The 17,824-nt window shown below is 70.1% G+C and carries 15 protein-coding genes; 2 read left to right on the forward strand and 13 right to left on the reverse strand.

Annotated features, from left to right (window positions below; translation table 11 throughout):
• Positions 1–39: 39 nt before the first annotated feature.
• From OHS70_RS05880 to ddaH, 6 genes are all read right to left on the reverse strand, one after another.
• Positions 40–981: a S66 peptidase family protein gene (locus OHS70_RS05880; protein WP_328394368.1), complete on the reverse strand. Its 942-nt coding sequence runs from the start codon at positions 979–981 to the stop codon at positions 40–42.
• Complete coding sequence (locus OHS70_RS05885; RefSeq protein WP_328394370.1) at positions 978–3,014, reverse strand: prolyl oligopeptidase family serine peptidase; 2,037 nt, start codon at positions 3,012–3,014, stop codon at positions 978–980. Before OHS70_RS05885 ends, OHS70_RS05880 begins: the two co-directional genes overlap by 4 nt.
• A 10-nt stretch (positions 3,015–3,024) precedes the next feature.
• Positions 3,025–4,362 carry a M20/M25/M40 family metallo-hydrolase gene (locus tag OHS70_RS05890; protein WP_328394372.1) on the reverse strand — a complete coding sequence of 446 codons (1,338 nt, stop codon included), beginning with the start codon at positions 4,360–4,362 and terminating at the stop codon, positions 3,025–3,027.
• Positions 4,355–5,191 carry a M55 family metallopeptidase gene (locus OHS70_RS05895; RefSeq protein WP_328394374.1) on the reverse strand — a complete coding sequence of 279 codons (837 nt, stop codon included), beginning with the start codon at positions 5,189–5,191 and terminating at the stop codon, positions 4,355–4,357. Before OHS70_RS05895 ends, OHS70_RS05890 begins: the two co-directional genes overlap by 8 nt.
• A 144-nt stretch (positions 5,192–5,335) precedes the next feature.
• Positions 5,336–6,559 (reverse strand): ornithine--oxo-acid transaminase, encoded by a 1,224-nt coding sequence (gene rocD, locus OHS70_RS05900; RefSeq protein ID WP_328394376.1) that lies wholly within the window; start codon positions 6,557–6,559, stop codon positions 5,336–5,338.
• Complete coding sequence (ddaH, locus tag OHS70_RS05905; protein ID WP_328394379.1) at positions 6,556–7,368, reverse strand: dimethylargininase; 813 nt, start codon at positions 7,366–7,368, stop codon at positions 6,556–6,558. Before ddaH ends, rocD begins: the two co-directional genes overlap by 4 nt.
• 295 nt (positions 7,369–7,663) lie before the next feature.
• Here ddaH and OHS70_RS05910 point away from each other — a divergent pair, with 295 nt between their 5' ends.
• On the forward strand, positions 7,664–8,188 hold the full coding sequence (locus OHS70_RS05910; protein ID WP_328394381.1) for a GNAT family N-acetyltransferase: 525 nt from the start codon (positions 7,664–7,666) through the stop codon (positions 8,186–8,188).
• Positions 8,189–8,203: 15 nt separating this feature from the next.
• Here OHS70_RS05910 and OHS70_RS05915 read toward each other — a convergent pair whose 3' ends face one another.
• The 7 genes from OHS70_RS05915 to OHS70_RS05945 all read right to left on the reverse strand — a co-directional run bounded on the left by OHS70_RS05915 (position 8,204) and on the right by OHS70_RS05945 (position 16,160).
• The gene (locus OHS70_RS05915; RefSeq protein WP_328394382.1) at positions 8,204–8,725 is read right to left on the reverse strand and encodes an Lrp/AsnC family transcriptional regulator; all 522 of its coding nucleotides are present in this window, start codon (positions 8,723–8,725) and stop codon (positions 8,204–8,206) included.
• A 38-nt stretch (positions 8,726–8,763) separates the two neighbouring features.
• Positions 8,764–9,537 carry a hypothetical protein gene (locus OHS70_RS05920; RefSeq protein WP_328394384.1) on the reverse strand — a complete coding sequence of 258 codons (774 nt, stop codon included), beginning with the start codon at positions 9,535–9,537 and terminating at the stop codon, positions 8,764–8,766.
• Complete coding sequence (locus tag OHS70_RS05925; protein ID WP_328394386.1) at positions 9,521–11,083, reverse strand: substrate-binding and vWA domain-containing protein; 1,563 nt, start codon at positions 11,081–11,083, stop codon at positions 9,521–9,523. Before OHS70_RS05925 ends, OHS70_RS05920 begins: the two co-directional genes overlap by 17 nt.
• Before the next feature lie 32 nt (positions 11,084–11,115).
• On the reverse strand, positions 11,116–12,360 hold the full coding sequence (locus tag OHS70_RS05930) for a hypothetical protein (RefSeq protein ID WP_328394388.1): 1,245 nt from the start codon (positions 12,358–12,360) through the stop codon (positions 11,116–11,118).
• Positions 12,361–12,515: 155 nt separating this feature from the next.
• Positions 12,516–14,927: an MFS transporter gene (locus OHS70_RS05935; protein ID WP_443062569.1), complete on the reverse strand. Its 2,412-nt coding sequence runs from the start codon at positions 14,925–14,927 to the stop codon at positions 12,516–12,518.
• A gap of 219 nt (positions 14,928–15,146) precedes the next feature.
• The gene (locus OHS70_RS05940) at positions 15,147–15,590 is read right to left on the reverse strand and encodes an SRPBCC family protein (RefSeq protein ID WP_328394390.1); all 444 of its coding nucleotides are present in this window, start codon (positions 15,588–15,590) and stop codon (positions 15,147–15,149) included.
• A 183-nt stretch (positions 15,591–15,773) separates the two neighbouring features.
• On the reverse strand, positions 15,774–16,160 hold the full coding sequence (locus tag OHS70_RS05945) for a VOC family protein (RefSeq protein WP_328394392.1): 387 nt from the start codon (positions 16,158–16,160) through the stop codon (positions 15,774–15,776).
• 240 nt (positions 16,161–16,400) lie between these two features.
• Between OHS70_RS05945 and OHS70_RS05950 the strand changes: the two genes are divergently transcribed.
• Positions 16,401–17,438, forward strand: coding sequence for an Rv2578c family radical SAM protein (locus tag OHS70_RS05950; protein ID WP_328405436.1), 1,038 nt, complete (start codon positions 16,401–16,403; stop codon positions 17,436–17,438).
• Positions 17,439–17,824 lie beyond the last annotated feature (386 nt).

Here is a 17,824-nt window from a genome sequence, read left to right on the forward strand (position 1 = left end):
CGGCCAGAAACCGGCCCGGAACCGGCCCGTGCGCAGAACTCAGCGCAGGGCCGGCTCGTCCAGCGTCAGGGTCCGCGCCTCCGCGTCCAGCACCGCCCCGACGCCCAGCGGCATGGTCAGCGTGCTCTCGCAGTGTCCGAAGCCCAGTTCCTCGATCACGGGGACACCGAGGCCCCCGAGCCGGTCGAGCAGTACCGCACGTACCTGCTCGTAGGGACCGCACTCCGCCCATGACCCGAGGGCGATACCGGCGACACCGTCCAGCCAGCCGGAGCGCAGGAGTTGGGTGAGGATGCGGTCCAGTCGGTAGTCCTCCTCCCCCACGTCCTCGATCAGCAGCAGCCCGCCGCGGGCGGACGGCCGGGCCGCAGGGGTGCCCAGGTCCGCGGCGAGCAGGCTGACGCAGCCGCCGAGCGTGATGCCCCGGGCCCTGCCCGGCGCCATCGTGCGCGCCGTGTCGAGGCCGAGAGTGCGGACCGACTCGGGTGCGAACAGCGTGGCCCGCAGCGACTCCTGGGTGGCGAGGTCCTTGAGGAAGGTCACGGCGCCGACCATGGGTCCGTGCAGGGTGGCCAGGCCCATGCGGACGGCGAAGGCCTCGTGCAGGGCGGTGACATCGCTGTAGCCGACGAAGACCTTGGGGCCGGCCGCCCGAATCGCGGCCCAGTCGATCAGGTCGACCATGCGCTGGGCGCCGTACCCGCCGCGCGCGCAGATCACCGCCGAGACCGTCGGGTCGCACCAGGCCTCGGTCAGATCCCGGGCCCGGTCGTGGTCCGTCGCCGAGAGGTACCACAAGTGCGGGTGCTGCTCGCGGACATGGGGCATCACCACCGGCTCCAGGTCCCAGCCGCGCAGGATCTCCAGTCCGGCGTCCAGCCGCTCCCCCGGTACCGGACCGCTCGGCGCGACGACGGCGACCCGGGCCCCGGGCCCGAGGCGGGCCGGGCGCGTCAGGGGTGCGAGCGGTGTGAGGGTCACTGCTTGAGCTCCAGTGGCGGGACGTCGGGGCGGGTGATGCCGAAGGTCTGTGCGTACAGCGACAGTTCCGCCTCCAGGGCGCGGACCATGGTGTCGGCCAGGCGGAAGCCGTGTCCTTCGCCCTCGAAGGCGATGTAGGCATGTGCGATGCCGCGCCCGGCCATCTCGGCGAGGAAGCGCTCGCACTGCACGGGCGGGCAGATGACGTCGTCCAGGCCCTGCAGCAGCAGGAAGGGCGCGGTGATCCGCTCGGCGTTGTTCAGCGGTGAGCGTTCGCGGTAGCGGGCGGGTACTTGGGGGTCCCTCCCCTGCGGAGCCTTGGGGGGCAGGGGGCCGACCAGCGACTCCAGGTACCGCGATTCGAAGTCGTGTGTCTCGCCGGTGGCCCAGCCGAGCAGATCGAGGATGGGGTAGATGACCGTGCCGCAGGCGTACACGTCGGTGGCGGCGAGGGAGGCGGCGGCGGTCCAGCCGCCGGCGCTGCCGCCGCGGATCGCCAGGCGGGCCGGGTCGGCGGTACCTTCGGCGGCCAGCGACTCGGCGACGGCCGCGCAGTCCTCGACGTCGACGACGCCCCACTGCTCGCGCAGCCGGTTGCGGTACTGCCTGCCGTAGCCGGTGGAGCCGCCGTAGTTGACCTCGGCGACGCCGATGCCGCGCGAGGTGAAGTAGGCGATCTCCAGATCGAGGACGAGCGGCACCCGGCTGGTGGGGCCCCCGTGGGCCCAGACGACGAACGGCGGCAGCTCGTCGTCGGGTGCGATCCGGTCGGGGTTGTGCGGCGGGTAGACCTGGGCGTGGATCTCGCGGTTGTCCGGGCCGGTGAAGGTGCGGATCTGCGGCTCGGGGTAGTACGCGGGGTCCACGGGGTCGTCGTGCGCGCAGCCGATCACCCGGGCCCGGCCGGTGGACGTGTCGAGCTCCACGATCTCGTACGCGCTGCGCGGGCTGGCGGCGACGCCGAACACCCGGTCGCCGTGCACGACGAGGGTGGGGGCCCACTCGCTCCACGGTCCCGCCGCGTCGACGAGTTCACCCGACTCCGGGTCCAGGATCCCGAGCGTGGTGGTGCCCGTTCCATGGATGACGGCGATCAGCCCGTTGTCGAGGGGCCGGAACCACTGACGGCCGATCTGCCACAGCGGCCCGCCGAACTCCTCGGCGCGGCCGGGGCACAGGCTCGTACCCGGACCGCTGTCCGGAACGGACGCGTCGAGCCGGATCCGCTGTACTTCCCACCAGTCGGTGCGGTCCGAGACGAAGAGCAGCGAGCCGTCCGGGGCCCACTCGGCCTGGGCGACCGACTCGTCCGTGCCCCCGGCGACCGGCCGCACGGCGCCGAAGGGGCCGCCATCGGTCACCTCGCCGATCATGACGACCGTGCCGTCCCAGGGCATCTGCGGGTGGTCCCAGGCGATCCAGGCCGCCAGCCGCCCGTCGGGGGAGAGCCGCGGCCCGGTGACGAACCGGTGCCGGTCGTCGCTCAGTTCCCGTACCGCGCCGCGGTCCTCGGCGGCCGCGCCGTCCAGCGGCACGGCGGCGATGACGCGGCGTACGTCGGTGGGTGCCTCGCCGGTGAACTCCTCGAGCACGCACCACACTTCACCCTGTCCGACGCGCAGCTGCGGGTCGACCCAGCGCAGCCCGCCGCCCACCGGGGACAGGGGCGTGAGCGGCCGCGGCTCGGAACCGGGCACATCGGGCTCGTAGGCGTACAGCCGCTGGTCGGGGAAGTGGACGAAGACGATGAGCGGCCCGCCGCCGTCCGGAGCGCGCTGCGCGCCGGCCCACGGCATGCCGCCGTACTCGATGACCCTGCTGCGGACGTTCCACGGCGCGGGGAGAACCGATTCCTCGGTGCCGTCGGCCCGTCTGCGCATCAGCGCCCGCCGGCCGCCCTCGGCCGGCCGGGGAGCGGTCCACCACACTTCGTCACCGACCGTGCCGAGACCGTCGGGGCGTCCGTCGTGCGAGGCCGCGAGGGCCGCGTCGATCGGCGAAGGCCACGTTCCGTAGGGACCCGTGGGAACCATGCCGAACCCCCTATGCGGACCGCAGATAGTGGTCGAGGACGTTGACCCCGAAGTGCAGCGCGTCGACCGGGACGCGTTCGTCGACGCCGTGGAACATGGCGGCGTAGTCGAAGCCGGGCGGCAGCTTCAGCGGCGAGAAGCCGTACCCGGTGATGCCGAGCCGGGAGAACTGCTTGGCGTCGGTACCGCCCGACATGCAGAACGGTACGACGTGGCCGTCGGGGTCGAAGCGTTCGATGGCGGCCCGCAGCCTGGCGAAGGTCGGGGAATCGACGGGCGCCTGAAGGGCGATCTCCTGGTGGTGGTACTCCCACTCGACATCGGGGCCGGTGAGGCGGTCCATGGTCTCGCGGAACTCGTCCTCGCCGCCGGGCACCGTCCTCCCGTCGACATACGCCGTGGCGTGGCCGGGGATCACATTCAGCTTGTAGCCGGCGTCCAGCATGGTCGGGTTGGCGCTGTTGCGTACGACGGGCTCGACGAGCGCGGCGGCCCGGCCGAGCTTGCCCATCAGGGCGTCCACGTCGAAATCCGGGGCATCCACGTCGGCGTCGATTTTGTGCAGTGCGGCCAGCTCGGACAGGGCGGCCCGCACGGTCGGTACCAGCCGCACGGGCCATTCGTGCCCGCCGATCCTGCCGACGGCCTCGGCCAGCCTGGTCACCGCGTTGGAGCGGTTGACCTTCGATCCGTGTCCCGCCCTGCCGTGAGCGGTGAGCTTCAGCCAGGCGGTGCCGCGCTCTCCCGCCGCGATCGGGTAGAGCGCCATTCCGGGGCCGGCGTGGAAGGTGAACGCCCCGGATTCGCTGATGCCTTCGGTGCAGCCGTCGAACAGGCCGGCGTGCGTGCTCGCGAGGAAGTCGGACCCGTCGATCGCGCTCGCCTCCTCGTCGGCCGTGTAGGCGATGACGATGTCCCGGCGGGGCTTGACGCCGGCGCGCTTCCAGGCGCGTGCGACGGCGAGCACCATCGCGTCCATGTTCTTCATGTCGACGGCGCCGCGGCCCCACACCACGCCGTCCCGGACCTCGCCGGAGAACGGGTGCACGCTCCAGTCGTCGGGTTCGGCCGGCACCACGTCCAGATGGCCGTGGACCAGCAGGGCGTCGGCCGACGGATCGGTGCCTTCGATGCGGGCCACCACATTCGTACGGCCCGGGGTGCGCTCCAGCAGGGCGGGTTCGAGTCCCGCGTCGGCGAGCCGCTCGGCGACGTATTCGGCGGCGGGCCGCTCCCGGCAGTCACCGCCGCCACGGTTGGTGGTGTCGATCCGGATGAGCTCGGAGGTGAAGGTCACCACTTCGTCGAGCGCACGGCTGTCGATGGGGGTCGTCGTCACGTCAGCCATACTGCTCCTCCACCGCTGCGGAGACGATCGTCGTGACCGCCTTGAACGTGCGAATGCCCTCATACATCGTCCCGCTGGTGTACGCGACGCGCCGCTCGGCGGCCGAACGTTCCACTCCGGGCACCACCGTGGCGGCGGCGGCGAGATGCTCGGCATCGAATTCCAGCTCCACGGTGAACGGCCCGCCCCGGACCGGCTCGTGACGGACCGCGAGCGCCGCGGCCGCCGCGGCCGCGGCCCGGATGTCGGCTGCCGTACGGGCCGGGGTGCGGCAGACCGCCGCGTACCGTGAGACATGGTCCTTGACGGCGACCTTGTGTGCCCCGGGCGCGTATCCGAGGGCGTCCTCGCAGGTCAGGTCGTCGCCGGTGACCAGAATGACGGGGACTCCGCACTCGGCGACGACATGGGCGTTGAGCAGGCCCTCGCTCGCCCTGACGCCGTTCAGCCAGACGCCGGTGATGGAGTTGGCGAGATAGGTGTGGGCGAGCACGCCTTCCGTGCCCGCGCCGGTGTGGTAGCCGACGAAGGCGATGCCGTCGACGTCGCCGTGCTGCACGCCCTCGACCATGGACAGGGTCTTGTGGCGTCCGGTGAGCATCTCGGCACGCTCGTCGAGCTGCTCCAGCAGCAGGTTGCGCATGCTCCAGTGCGCCTCGTTGATGAGTACGTCATCGGCGCCGCCGTCGAAGAAGCCGAGCACCGCCGCGTTCACATCGGAGGTGAACATGGCCCGGCAGCGCTCCCACTGCGGTGTGCCCGGCAGTACGTCGGCGGGCCAGGTCACGCCGGTGGCGCCTTCCATGTCGGCGCTGATCAGGATCTTCACAGCTGTCTCCGTTCCCATCGGCCGCACCGCCCAAGCGCACCGGAAGCGCAGAGCGTGAGTGTAGACCGGAGGGCAGCTGCTCAACTGTGCGGTTCGCCCCTGGCGGTGATGCCAGGGGCGAACCGCTTCGCCGGAACCCGCCGTCTAGCCGAGCACCTTCTCCAGCGAGGCGAGGGCCGAGTGGAGTTCCTCTGGGGTGATGGTCAGCGGCGGCGCGATCCGGATGGTGGACCCGTGGGTGTCCTTGACGAGGACACCCTCGCGCATCAGGCGCTCGCTGATCTCCCGGCCGGTCCCGATCCGCGGGTCGACGTCGACGCCGGCCCACAGGCCGCGGGAGCGGAAGCCCACGACGCCCTTGCCGGTCAGGGCGGTGAGACCCTCGCTCAGTACGTCGCCGAGGGCGGTGGCCCTGCGCTGGTACTCGCCGGTCGCGAGCAGGTCGACGACGGCCGAACCGACCGCGGCGGACAACGGGTTGCCACCGAAGGTGGAGCCGTGCTCGCCGGGGCGCAGCACGGCCATGACCTCGCGCCGGGCGACCACCGCGGAGACGGGCACGATGCCGCCGCCGAGCGCCTTTCCGAGCAGCAGCATGTCCGGGAGGACCGACTCGTGGTCGACCGCCAGGGTGGTGCCGGTACGGCCGAGGCCGGACTGGATCTCGTCGGCGATGAACAGGCAGCCGGTGCGGCCGGTGAGCTCACGTACGCCGGTCAGATAGCCGTCGTCGGGGATGATGACGCCTGCCTCGCCCTGGATGGGCTCGATCAGCACCGCGGCCGTCGTCTCGTCCACGGCGGCCTCGATCGCGTCCAGGTCGTTGTACGGGACCACCCGGAAGCCGGGCGCGAACGGGCCGAAGCCGGTGCGGGCCACCGGGTCGCTGGAGAAGCCGACGATGGTGGTGGTCCGGCCGTGGAAGTTGCCGTCCGCGACAACGATGGTGGCCCGGTCGGGTGCGACGCCCTTGACCTCGTACGCCCATTTGCGGGCGATCTTGATGGCGCTCTCGACGGCCTCGGCGCCGGTGTTCATCGGCAGGACGGTGTCGAGGCCGGTGAGCTGGGTGAGGCCCTCGGCGAAACCGGCGAGCCGGTCGTTGTGGAAGGCACGCGAGGTGAGGGTGACCTCGTCGAGCTGCCGGTGGGCGGCGGCGATGAGCTCGGGGTGGCGGTGGCCGAAGTTGAGAGCCGAGTATCCGGCCAGCATGTCGAGGTAGCGGCGGCCCTCGACGTCCTCGACCCAGACGCCCTCGGCGCGGGCGACGACCACGGGCAGCGGGTGGTAGTTGTGCGCCAGAGTGGTGTCCTCGGCGCTGATCAGCTCGGCGGAGGAGCGCTCGGTGCGTACGGGCGTGAGGGTCATGCGCGGATCTCCTGAGTGCAGCACTTGATGCCGCCGCCGGCCTTGTGGAACTCGGACATGTCGACGGGGACGGGTACGTATCCGTGGGTGACGAGCTGCCCGATGAGGGCTTCGGCACGCGGGGCGACGAGGACGTGCCGTCCGTCGGAGACGGAGTTGAGGCCGAAGGCCATGGCGTCCTCCCGGGTGGCGATCACGGCCTGCGGGAAGAGCCGCTGAAGTACCTCCCGGCTGCCCGGGGAGAACGCGTCCGGGTAGTACGCGATGTTCTCGTCGTCGAGGACGAACAGCGCGGTGTCGAGGTGGTAGAAGTACGGGTCCACCAGTTGCAGGCCGACCGTCGGCATGCCGAAGAACTCCTGCACCTCCCGGTGTGCGTCGGGGGTCGTACGGAATCCGGTGCCGGCCAGGATGTGGCTGCCGACGGGGACGAGGTCGCCCTCGCCTTCGCAGACCGTTTCCGACTGGTGGACGTCGAAACCGGCGGCCTTGAACCAGGCGGCGTACAGCGCCTCCTCCGGCCGGCGCTGCGGTGCGTGGAAGCGGGAGCCGAACACCTTGCCCTCGGCGACGAGTACCGAGTTGGCCGCGAACACCATGTCGGGCAGGCCTGCTTCGGGCTCCACTGTCTCCACCGTGTGGCCGAGCTCGCGGTAGGTGCCCACGAGGGTGTTCCACTGGGAGAGCGCGAGGTCGAGATCGACTTCCACGTTCTCGCTCATCCATGGGTTGATGGCGTACTGCACGTCGAAGTACCGGGGCTCGCAGACGAGATAGCGCCGTGCGCGAGACAGACGGCTGGCTGGCACCGAGTGTTTCCTCCCACTTCCAGGGGACGGCTCAAGGGGGACGACCGGGGACGACCCGGACGTCATCCACGGTAGAAAGCGGGGCTGACCTGCGACAAGAATCAGATCCTGCGCATGTGCGCAGGAATGCTGCGTGAATTGGGCACTCGGCGATGGATTGTTTCGCCGGTACGGCTCAGGGACCCGCCGAGCGGCCCCGGTGGACCGATTATCGGATTGAACGCGGGGTCCGGCCCGTGCTACCACTACCGGGTTTACGGATGCCGATCATGATGCACGCGAAGGGCTGGACGACATGGCGCTCGGGGACCTGGTGAAGCTGCGGGCGATGGGGCCTTCGGATGCCGAAGCGCTCTGGCGCTGGAACCACGATCCGGATGTGATGCGCTGGATGGACGACACCTACCCGCAGTCGCTCGCCCAGGTCGAGAAGTGGATGACCGAGCGGGCGCGCAACACGTACGCAGACGTGCTGTTCGGCATCGAGGTGCTCGATGACGGCAAGCTCATCGGTCTCGTCGCGCTGCACGGCGCGGAACCGGAGAAGGGCTGCGCCGAGCTCGACATCTACCTCGGCGAGAAGGAGTACTGGGGACGCGGCCACGCCACCGACGCCATGCGGACGGCATGCCGCTACGGCTTCGACGACATGCGGCTGCACAAGATCACACTGACCGTGGTCACCGAGAACCACGCCGCTCACCGCGTCTACGAGAAGGTCGGCTTCGTCGACGAGGGCAGGCTGCGACAGGTCTTCCGGCGCGACGGCCGGTGGTACGACATGTTCACCATGGGCCTGCTCGAAGGCGAACTGCGCTGACTGCGCCGGCTCCGGTCAGTCCGAGAGGCCGGGCGCGGATGCGTCGCCGCCGGGCGCCGTGGCGGCCCGGCCGGCACCGGCCTCCGGACTGCCGGTGAGCAGGTGGGAGAGCACCATGTAGCTGATCGTCTTGCGGATGAACGGCTCGGCCCGGATGCGCTCGAGCACCTCTTCGAAGTGCTCCACATCGGTGGCCCGCACATGCAGCAGCGCGTCGGCGCCGCCGGTCACGGTCATCGCGGCCATGATCTCGGGGTAGTTGCGGACGACTTCGGCCAGGCGCCGGGGCGGGGCGGCGCTGTCGCAGTACACCTCGACATACGCCTCCGTGCGCCAGCCGAGGGCGGCCGGCCGGACCGTGGTCGTGAAACCGGTGATGATGTCGCTCTCGCGCATCCGGTCGACGCGCCGTTTGACGGCGGTGGCCGACAGGCCGATCGCCGCACCGATCTCGGTGAAACTGGTCCGCGCGTTCGCGACCAGGGCGGCCACGATCTTCCGGTCCAACTCGTCGAACGGAACCGACTTGTTCGTCATATTGGTGATCCTTCGGGCGGCCTGGTCGCGCGCGGACCTTACCGGAAGATCGCCATCGCCTGCACTTCAAGGATCGCGTCGTCGGGGTTCCAGTCCTGGACCTTGCCGAGGCAGCGGGCCGAGAAGTTGCCCCGCGGCACCTCGTTGCGCAGGCCCTCGGTCGCGCAGGTGACCCGCACCCGCGGCCCCCGGGCGGGGACGTCGGGGTCCCCGTAGGGTGCGAGGAAAACCGTGGTCTCGGGGGATTCCTCGATCTTGCGGAACCGGCCCCTGATCAGGACGAAGTCCTCGATGTCCCGCAGCCGTACGCTCCGCTGCGACGCCCTGGTCCCGTGCAGCGTCGCAAGTCCCCGTACCAGCGCCGTGTTGCGCCGTACGCTCTGGTTGACGAGGTCGACATGGACGATGACGTCCTTCTGCTCAAGCACGTCCATGATGACGCCGATCACCGAAATGGGTTCGGCCACCTGCATGTACTTGCTGACGATCTCGCTGTTGTCCCGCTTGCCGCCGCCCGCGCTCAGCCCGAGGACACTGGCGCGGATGGTGCCGTCCTTGCTGTCGATGGTCCGCTGCTCCACCTCCTTGCGCAGCGCCGCCGCGTGGCCGCGCATCTGGTAGTGGTCCATGACGGACCGGTCGTGCAGATAGAAACAGATGCTGTACGTGAGGTTCTGGCCACTACCGCGCCTGCCGCTGGAGAGCCGGATGACCGCCATGACCAGCAGCGTGACGGCTCCGGCCACCGTCAGCAGCCACAGAAGCATCCAGGGCCACCAGACGCCCCACCACGCCTCACTGAACACACCCACGTATCTCCTTGAAAGCGCTCAGGAGCGACTGGGCGGTGGCGTCGACCATCCGGCCGCCGGTGGCCCGTGCCGCTCGATCGAGTTCCCTGGTGTCCGCCTCCCCGTAGCGGACGGTGTAGGTGCGCACCTCCCGTGCCTCCCGGGGCAGCGCGCCGTGCTTGCGGACGAAGGCGTCGAGGTCCATCCCCGCATTGTTCTCGCCGTCGGTCATGAGCACGATGGAGACGTCCTGCCCCCGCTTCTCACGTACCAGGGAGGCCACTTCACCGTAGGCGTGGTCGAGGGCGGACCAGATGGCCGTGGACCCGGCGAAGTCGTCGGAGGCCACGAAGGAGCGCAGCCGGTCCAGGTCACGCTGTCCCTCGTAGGTCACGCTGCGCTCGTCCAGCACCCGGCCGCCGAAGCGCATCACGGTGAGCGTCTCGCCCCGGTGGAACCGGACGAACTTGCCGGAGCGCGAGTCGTCCGCCCCGCTGAGGCCGCCGAACGCATCGCGCAGCTGCGCGATGCGCTCGCCGCGCATCGAACGGGAGAAGTCGAGCAGGAAGATCACCCGCGCTGGACTGTTCCGCTCCGGATCCCCGTAGTCGGCGAGCAGCCGGTCCACGACCTCCTGGTCGGCGGGGAAGTACAGGGCGTTGCCGAGGGGCTCGCGCAGGCCGGCGGAGCGGGGAACAGCCGGATCGATCGGCCGGCGCCGCGTGCGCTCCATGATTCTCTTCTGGACCGTCTCGCTCCTGAGCCAGTCCACCATCCTGTCGTACGCGTCCCGCTCGGCCGGGTCGAGCAGCAGCACCGGGTAATCGGAGAGCACCATGCCGTCGTCGGGGTAGACGATCTCCAGCGGCCGGCGCAGCCTGCCGCTCGCGTTGAGCGAGAGCAGTTCGGATTCATAGGTGATCAGGGCGCCCAGTTCGTCCTGTTGGCGTACGAAGTCGCCGGCCAGGCGGTCGGAAGAGTCCGCGGTGAGCTCGTGGCCGGCGAAGAAGCCGCGCAGCCGGTCGCAGGAGACGTCCTGGGGGCGCAGCGGGCTGCCCGTGCCGGCCGCGGCGGTCGCGACTCCTACGAGAGCGGCGAGTCCGCTGTTGCTGCGCCGCGGGTCGGCCATCGCGAACTTCAGGGTGCCGTCGGCCGCCGCGTCCGCGGCGTCGGCCCAGGAGATCCGGCCGTCGTTCGCGCCGCGGCGCAGCTGTGCGGCCAGTGCGGGCCGCATGCCGATGACGACGGGCGATCGCATGATGCCGGTCGCGAGCGGCGGCTCGGCGCCCGGCGCGGTCTCCTTCTGCTTGAGCCGCAAGTAGCGGTCGGAGGAGAGCCAGGCGAGATCGTGCCGGTACTTTCCGGAGGCGAGGGCGTTGCTGGCGTCCACGGTGCCCCGGTAGTCGATCTCCAGCCTGATCCCGGTCTCACGGCGCAGATCGTCGAGGACGGGGCCCATGTCGGCAAGTTCCGAACTGGCCAGGACCCTCAGGGTCACGTTCTCGGGCCGGTCCGTGGAGCAGGCCGTGGCCGCGGCGAGCCAGAGGCCGGCCAGGCACAGGGCCACAACGCGCCTTGCCCGGTGGCGGCGCGGGCGCATCAGGGCCGCCCCGGCAGAGGTTCGACGGCGGGGCAGTCGCCGACGATGGAGATCATCCGCTCCAGATGGCGCAGCCGGGGCATCGAGGTCCTGGTGTCGTTGCTCTCCATCGACGGGACGGGGATGTTCCGGTCCCGCAGGAAGCCGGTCAGCTGATCGCCGGATATCTGGCCGGTCGGATCGAGGATGCGGAAGCCGAGTTCCATGGCCCGTCGGCGTAACTCCGGATCGGTGGTGATGAGTTCACCGAGCCGGTCACCGTCGGCGTTGAGCGCGATGAACTGGGGCTGGGTCACCAGCCGGCTGGACGGGTACAGCAGCACCCGCTGTCCGTCCAGCTTCTGCGACTCGGCCTGATGGCGCACCTGGTAGCTGAGGTACTGGTGCTCGTACGCCACCACCACAGGGGCGATCGCCTTGCCCTCCGGGGAGATGTAGGTGCGGAACACATCCGCGGCCGGCAGTCCCTGCTCCATGAGGTGCTTGATCGCCCGCGCCCGCTCGTCCGCCTCCGGGTCCGTGTCCGGCACTTCGTCGCCCTTGCCGTGCCAGGTGAACGCGACCAGCGCCAGATAGGTGCCTGCCGAATTGGAGCCGCACACATCGGGGCTCTGGGTGACGATCCGGTTGGCGTTGGTGATGCCGTGATCCCTTATCCCGATGTCGTTCCACCGCACCTGCCGGTGGATGTGGTCGAGGAACTTCGGCATGTCCAGCACGTAGTACAGCGGTCCGTCCGGTCCTGAATCACCCTGCGCGGTGGCGATCCCGGCGTCTCGCAGGGTGTCGGCGTATTCGCGGTAGGTGGCGAGCACGATGGGACTGACGAACGGCCGGTGCACCTTGGCGTATTGGTTCTTCGATGCGCGGACGGTGGTGACCAGGTCCCCGGCCGGCTGGCCCGAGGGAAAGACGAAGTCGTACCGGGACATGTCCCGGATCGCCACCTCACGCGACCCTGAGCTGGTGATGTGCACCCGTATGTGATGCTTCATCAAAATGCGCTGGACCTCGGGGTCCTCGAAGAAGTCCCGCTTGGAGGCCATCTTCCCTTCGAGGGTGATGACCCGCTGGAAGGGAAGCAGGATGTTCCCCGAGACCGCCAGCGTGACCGCACTGATCAGTACGGCGGCCAGCAGCGGCACGGCGACGACCAGGAAGCTGCGCCGCGACGACAAGGACGCCGAACCCTGGCGGATCGCCAGCCGCGGCTCCTCGATGACCGGTCTTTCCCCGATGGCCACGGCCGCCTCCCCCACAGTCCCCCGACCCGTGGCTGTCAGCCTGTCGCACCTGGATGGCCTCCTGGGCGCATTCAGCTCAATCCGAGGTGAACACCTGGGTATACGGCGAGGGCACGCAGGGCGGACGGGGTCCCGGGTCGGCCCCGTCAGTCGCGTCAGTCCTCGTGGCCGAGCTGCAGGTCGCGCTCGGTGCGACCGCCGCCCGCGACCTGCAGGACGGTCGCAACCGGCGGGTAGCCGGCGGCGATCACGGTGTACTCGCCGGACGACAGGTCCACGAAACGGAATGTGCCGTCGGGGCCCGTGGTCATGGTGTCCACGACATTGCCCGCCGCGTCGAGCAGGGTGACGCGGGCGTCGTCCACCGGCCGTCCGTCTCCGGCGCGCACCGTGCCGCGCAGCAGGGCGCCGCCGGCCAGTTCGATGTCCTGCCGGGTCTCCCGGGACGCCTGCACGCTCACGGGGTGGGCGGCGGGCCGGAACGCGGGGGCGCTGGCGGCGAGCGTGTACTCCCCCGCCACCAACTCCGTGATCACATAGCCGCCTTCGCGTCCGCTGCGGGTGGTGGCCACGACCTCGCCGCGGACATCGGTGAGGGTGACCGCGGCGTCCCGCACCGGGGAGCCGTCGGCGGTCACGACCGTCCCGGCGAGCCGTCCCGCGCCGCCGAGCACCACGTCGAGTTCGACGGGCCGCTCGCCGACGGTCACGGTGACGGCCTGCGGCTGGTGCCCGCCGGCCGCCGCGATCATGACGTACGAGCCGGATCCGGGCACACTCAGCGCGTACCGGCCGTCCTCGCCGCTCGCGCCCCGGCCGATCTGCCGTCCCGTGACGTCGATGAGCGTGAGCGCGGCACGCGGCACGGTGCTGCCGTCATGGTGCTGCACGATGCCGCAGACGGGGACTCCGGCGGCGCGGTGGGCGGGGCCCGGCCGGGCGCCCGGTGCGCCGGTGCCCGGGGTGGCGCTGCGGGCGTGCGGGACGGCGGGCTCGGCGGCGTAGGCGTTGTGGGACACCAGCGGTTTCTCCTTGAGGAAGAAGGCGATGAGCAGGCCGAGCACGAGAACCGGCACAAGGAAGAGGAAGATCCGGGGCATCGCGTCCGCGTACGCCTGGACATAGCCGTCGCGCACGGCGGGCGGCATGGCGTGCACCAGCTGCGGAGTGATGGACGCGGGATCAGGGAGGTCCGCTCCCGCGGGAAGGCGGTCGGCGAGGGCTTCGGTGAGCCGGTCGGCGAAGAGCGTGCCGAAGACTGCCGCGCCGACGCTGCCGCCGATCTGCCGAAAGTAGTTGTTGGCGCTGGTGGCGGTGCCGAGGTCGGCGGGTGGCACCGCGTTCTGCACCGCGAGGACCAGTACGGGCAGCACCAATCCGATGCCCACGCCGAGCACGGCCTGCCAGATGCTGTACTCCAGCCGGGATGTCGCGGCGTCCAGACCGGAGAGCAGCCACATGCCGACGGCCGCGACCGCGCTGCCGAGGACCGGGTAGACCTTGTAGCGCCCGGTGTGGCTGATGAGGTGTCCCGAGACGATGGAGGCGACGACGATGCCGCCCATCAGCGGGAGCATCAGCAGGCCCGATTCGGTGGCGCTGGCGCCGTCGACCATCTGGAGGAAGGTCGGCAGATAGCTGGCCGCGCCGAAGAGTGCGACGCCGATGACCGCACCGACGAGGGAGGTGACAGTGAAGACGGAGTCCCGGAACAGCCGCAGCGGAATGACGGGTTCGGGTGCGAAGTGCTCGACGACCAGGAAGAGCAGGGTGCTTGCGGCTGCCCCGGCGGCGAGCGACAGGATGACGTTCGAGTCCCATGCGTACTGCGTGCCGCCCCAACTGGTGAGCAGGACCAGGCAGGTGGAGGCGGCGGCGAGGAACAGTGCGCCGAGGACGTCGAGCCGGGCGCGGGCGGCAGGCCTGGGAAGCTTGAGGACCAGGGTGACCACGAGCAGGGTGACCAGGCCGAAGGGGACGTTGAAGTAGAAGCACCAGCGCCAGGAGGCGTGATCGGTGAAGAAACCGCCGAGCAGGGGGCCGGCGACGGAGGCGAGTCCGAACGCGGCCCCGATCAGTCCCATGAAGCGGCCGCGCTCCCGGGGCGGGACGATGTCCGCGATGATCGCCTGCACGCCGATCATGAGCCCGCCGGCGCCCGCGCCCTGGAGGGCACGGAAGGCGATGAGCTGGTCCATGGTGCGTGACCAGCCGGCCAGTGCGGAGCCGACGACGAAGACGACGATGGCGAACTGGAAGACGCCCTTGCGGCCGAAGAGATCGCCGAGTTTGCCGTAGACCGGCAGGCCGATGGTGGCGGTGAGCAGATAGGCGGTGATCGCCCAGGGCATCCGGTCCAGGCCCTGCAGCTCACCGACGATCTTCGGCAGAGCGGTGGCGACGATCATCTGCTCCAGCGCGGCGAGCAGCAGCGCGAGCATCAGAGCCATGAAGACCAGGCGTACGCGGCGTGGACTGAGCGCGGCGGGGGCGTCGGTCGCGGAGGCTGCGGGTGGCATGGCCGCCGGTGCGGCCTGCTCGTCCTTCACCAGTGTGCTGCCGCCCACGGATCTGTCTCCCCTCGTCGCCTGCGCGCCGCCATTCTCCGCATTACGCGCCAAGTGGGAGCAAGCCGGACGACGGCACGCCCGTGACCGGGCGGAGGGGTCAACTGGTGTGCGGGGGGCGCGTTTCAGGCGCTCATCAGGAGCTTTCCCGCGGCGCCGGGTGCGCGGGGCGCACGAGACGCCGCGGGGAAAACCACTCGATCCGGTGAGTGCGCTTCTCTACTTCTCGACTTCGGCGGCGAGCCTGGCGAGCACGGCGTCGTAGATCCGGCTGAGGCCCTTGGGAGCGAAGGTCCGCTCGAAGAAGCCGCCGATGCCGCCGGCGCCGTTCCACACGGTGGTGACGACGGCCCGGGACTTGCCCTCACCGGCCGGGGTGACGGTCCAGGTGGTCACCATCGAGGAGTTGCGGTCCTTCTCGACGAGCTGCCCGTCGGTGGGCTCGGTGACCTCGAGCAGGCAGTCACGGATGCGCTTGCTGGTCGCCTGGAGCTTCCAGTGGACGAGCGTGCCCTCACCGTCGCCGCCCTCGCGGACCTCGTACTCACTGAAGTGCTCGGTCAGGAGCTTCGCGCGGGTGTTCTCGTAGTCGGCCACGGCATCGAACACCGTCTCCGCGTCAGCCGCGATGATCCGCTCCGTGGTGGCCTCGACCTGCGCCATTCCTGTTCCTCCAACAATCGCTCCGAACGGGGTACGGCAAGCCAACCACCCCGCGAGCCCCCTCCCAAATCAAGCGGCCGGCGGTCCCGGCCGTACGAGGCAGCAGAGGCAGCACGGGGCAGCACGCCATGGGTCAAGAAGCAGGCGACCGGAAGCACGTCCGGCGCGGTGCGCGGCCTCCGATCAGGGGCAGCGGTCCGCAAGGACGCAGAACTCGTTCCCCTCCGGGTCGGCAAGTACGACCCAGCTCGCATCGCCCTGGCCGACGTCGGCGTGTCGAGCACCCAGGTCGAGCAGGCGACGGACCTCTTCCTCCTGCTCCCTGTCGGTCGGGTTGACGTCGATGTGGAGCCTGTTCTTGACGATCTTGCCCTCGGGCACGTGCGCGAAGGTCAACCTCGGCGGCACTGGGCCAAGGCGGTTCCTGCCTTCAGGCACCGCAGGGGAGCCGATGATGACAATTCCGTCGCCTTCGTCCTGCACCTCGTAGTCAAGGACCGCGCACCAGAACCGGGCGAGACCGCTGGGATCGGCACAGTCGATCGCAAGCTCGGTGAACTTACTGGTCATGTCAGGACCTTCCAGTCACGTAGCGGGTCCGCCGAAGGTCACACGCTAACCGCAGTGTTCGACGGCGAGGTGGGCCGCACGTGGCGTGCGTTCGTCGAGGGCCTGGTGGGGGCGCAGTGTCATCCCACCGTCCTTCCCGACCCCCTCGACTCAACCCCCTGCCGGAAAGTTGGCTCACTCCCAGCACGATCATGGGAACGTATGTTCTATTCTGTGGCCAGTGCTACCGAGGAGGCGTCCATGCGCTGGGACAATCTGGTCGACAACCCCGCCGCAACCGGGGACACCGCGCTTTTCGGCACGTCCGCGGTGACCACCCGTACGTTCGACACACCTGAATTCCGCGGCTTCACCTTCCACGAGATCCGGGCCCGCTCGATCCTGAACCGGGTACCGGGAGCCTCACGGATGCCGTTCGAATGGACGGTCAATCCCTACCGGGGCTGCACACACGCCTGCGTGTACTGCTTCGCCCGCAAGACCCACAGCTACCTGGACCTCGACACCGGAATCGGCTTCGACTCCCAGATCGTCGTGAAGATCAACGCACCTGAGCTGCTGAGCCGGCAGCTCGGCTCCCGGCAGTGGCACGGCGCGCACATCGCGATGGGCACCAATGTGGACTGCTACCAGCGGGCGGAGGGCCGCTACCGGCTGATGCCGGGCATCCTCACGGCGCTGCGCGACCATGCGAACCCGTTCTCCATCCTCACCAAGGGCACGCTGATCCTGCGCGACCTGGAGCTGCTCCGGCAGGCTGCCGAGGTCACGGAGGTCGGCGTCTCGGTGTCGGTGGGCTTCGTCGACCAGCAGCTGTGGCGCACCGTCGAACCGGGCACCCCCTCCCCCGAGCGCCGTCTCGACGTGGTGCGCACCCTCACCGACCACGGCATCGGCTGCGGGGTCTTGATGGCTCCGGTGATCCCGTTCCTCGGCGACCATCCGGACCAGCTTCGTGCGACGGTCCGCGCGATCGCCGCCTCGGGGGCGACATCGGTGACTCCGCTCGTACTTCATCTGCGCCCCGGCGCACGCGAGTGGTTCATGGCCTGGCTGCGCGAACACCATCCGCATCTGGTGGCGCGCTACGAGCGGCTGTACGCGGAGGGGTCGTACGCGCCCAAGTGGTACCAGCGACGGATCACCCGCCATGTCCATGAACTGGCCACGGAGTTCGGCATCGGCCCGTCGTCGGGCCGGACAATGCCGCGCCGGATCCCGGCCCGCCCGGTGCCGGACACCGTGTCACCGGAGCCGACCCAACTGACCTTGCTCTGAGCCGGACATCCGCCGGCCGGTCAGACGGCATGCACCGGCCGGACCGACCAGGTGGACCGGGCCGTGCCCGGTGGGCGGGCGGCTGTCAGTGGCGTACGCGAGGATGAGCGGTGACCGACGAGGGCCGGCTGCCTGGGGAGGGTGCCGCATGGGGATCTGCGTACGGGAGACGACCGTCGACGACTGCGAGCCCGTCGCCGTGGTCCGGGTGCGCGGCCGGCAGTACGCGTACGCCGGGCTGATGCCGCAGTCGTTGGGACTGGCGGCGGGAACAGCCTGCCACAGCCGCGAGGGCGAACGTGAGGGGAACGAGGGCCAGGACTGCACGACAGGAACGCAACGCGAGCCACCCCAACACACAGGACATCAGCCTGACCGGCCTGCCG

The sequence above is a fragment of the Streptomyces sp. NBC_00390 genome (assembly GCF_036057275.1).
Classification (GTDB): domain Bacteria; phylum Actinomycetota; class Actinomycetes; order Streptomycetales; family Streptomycetaceae; genus Streptomyces.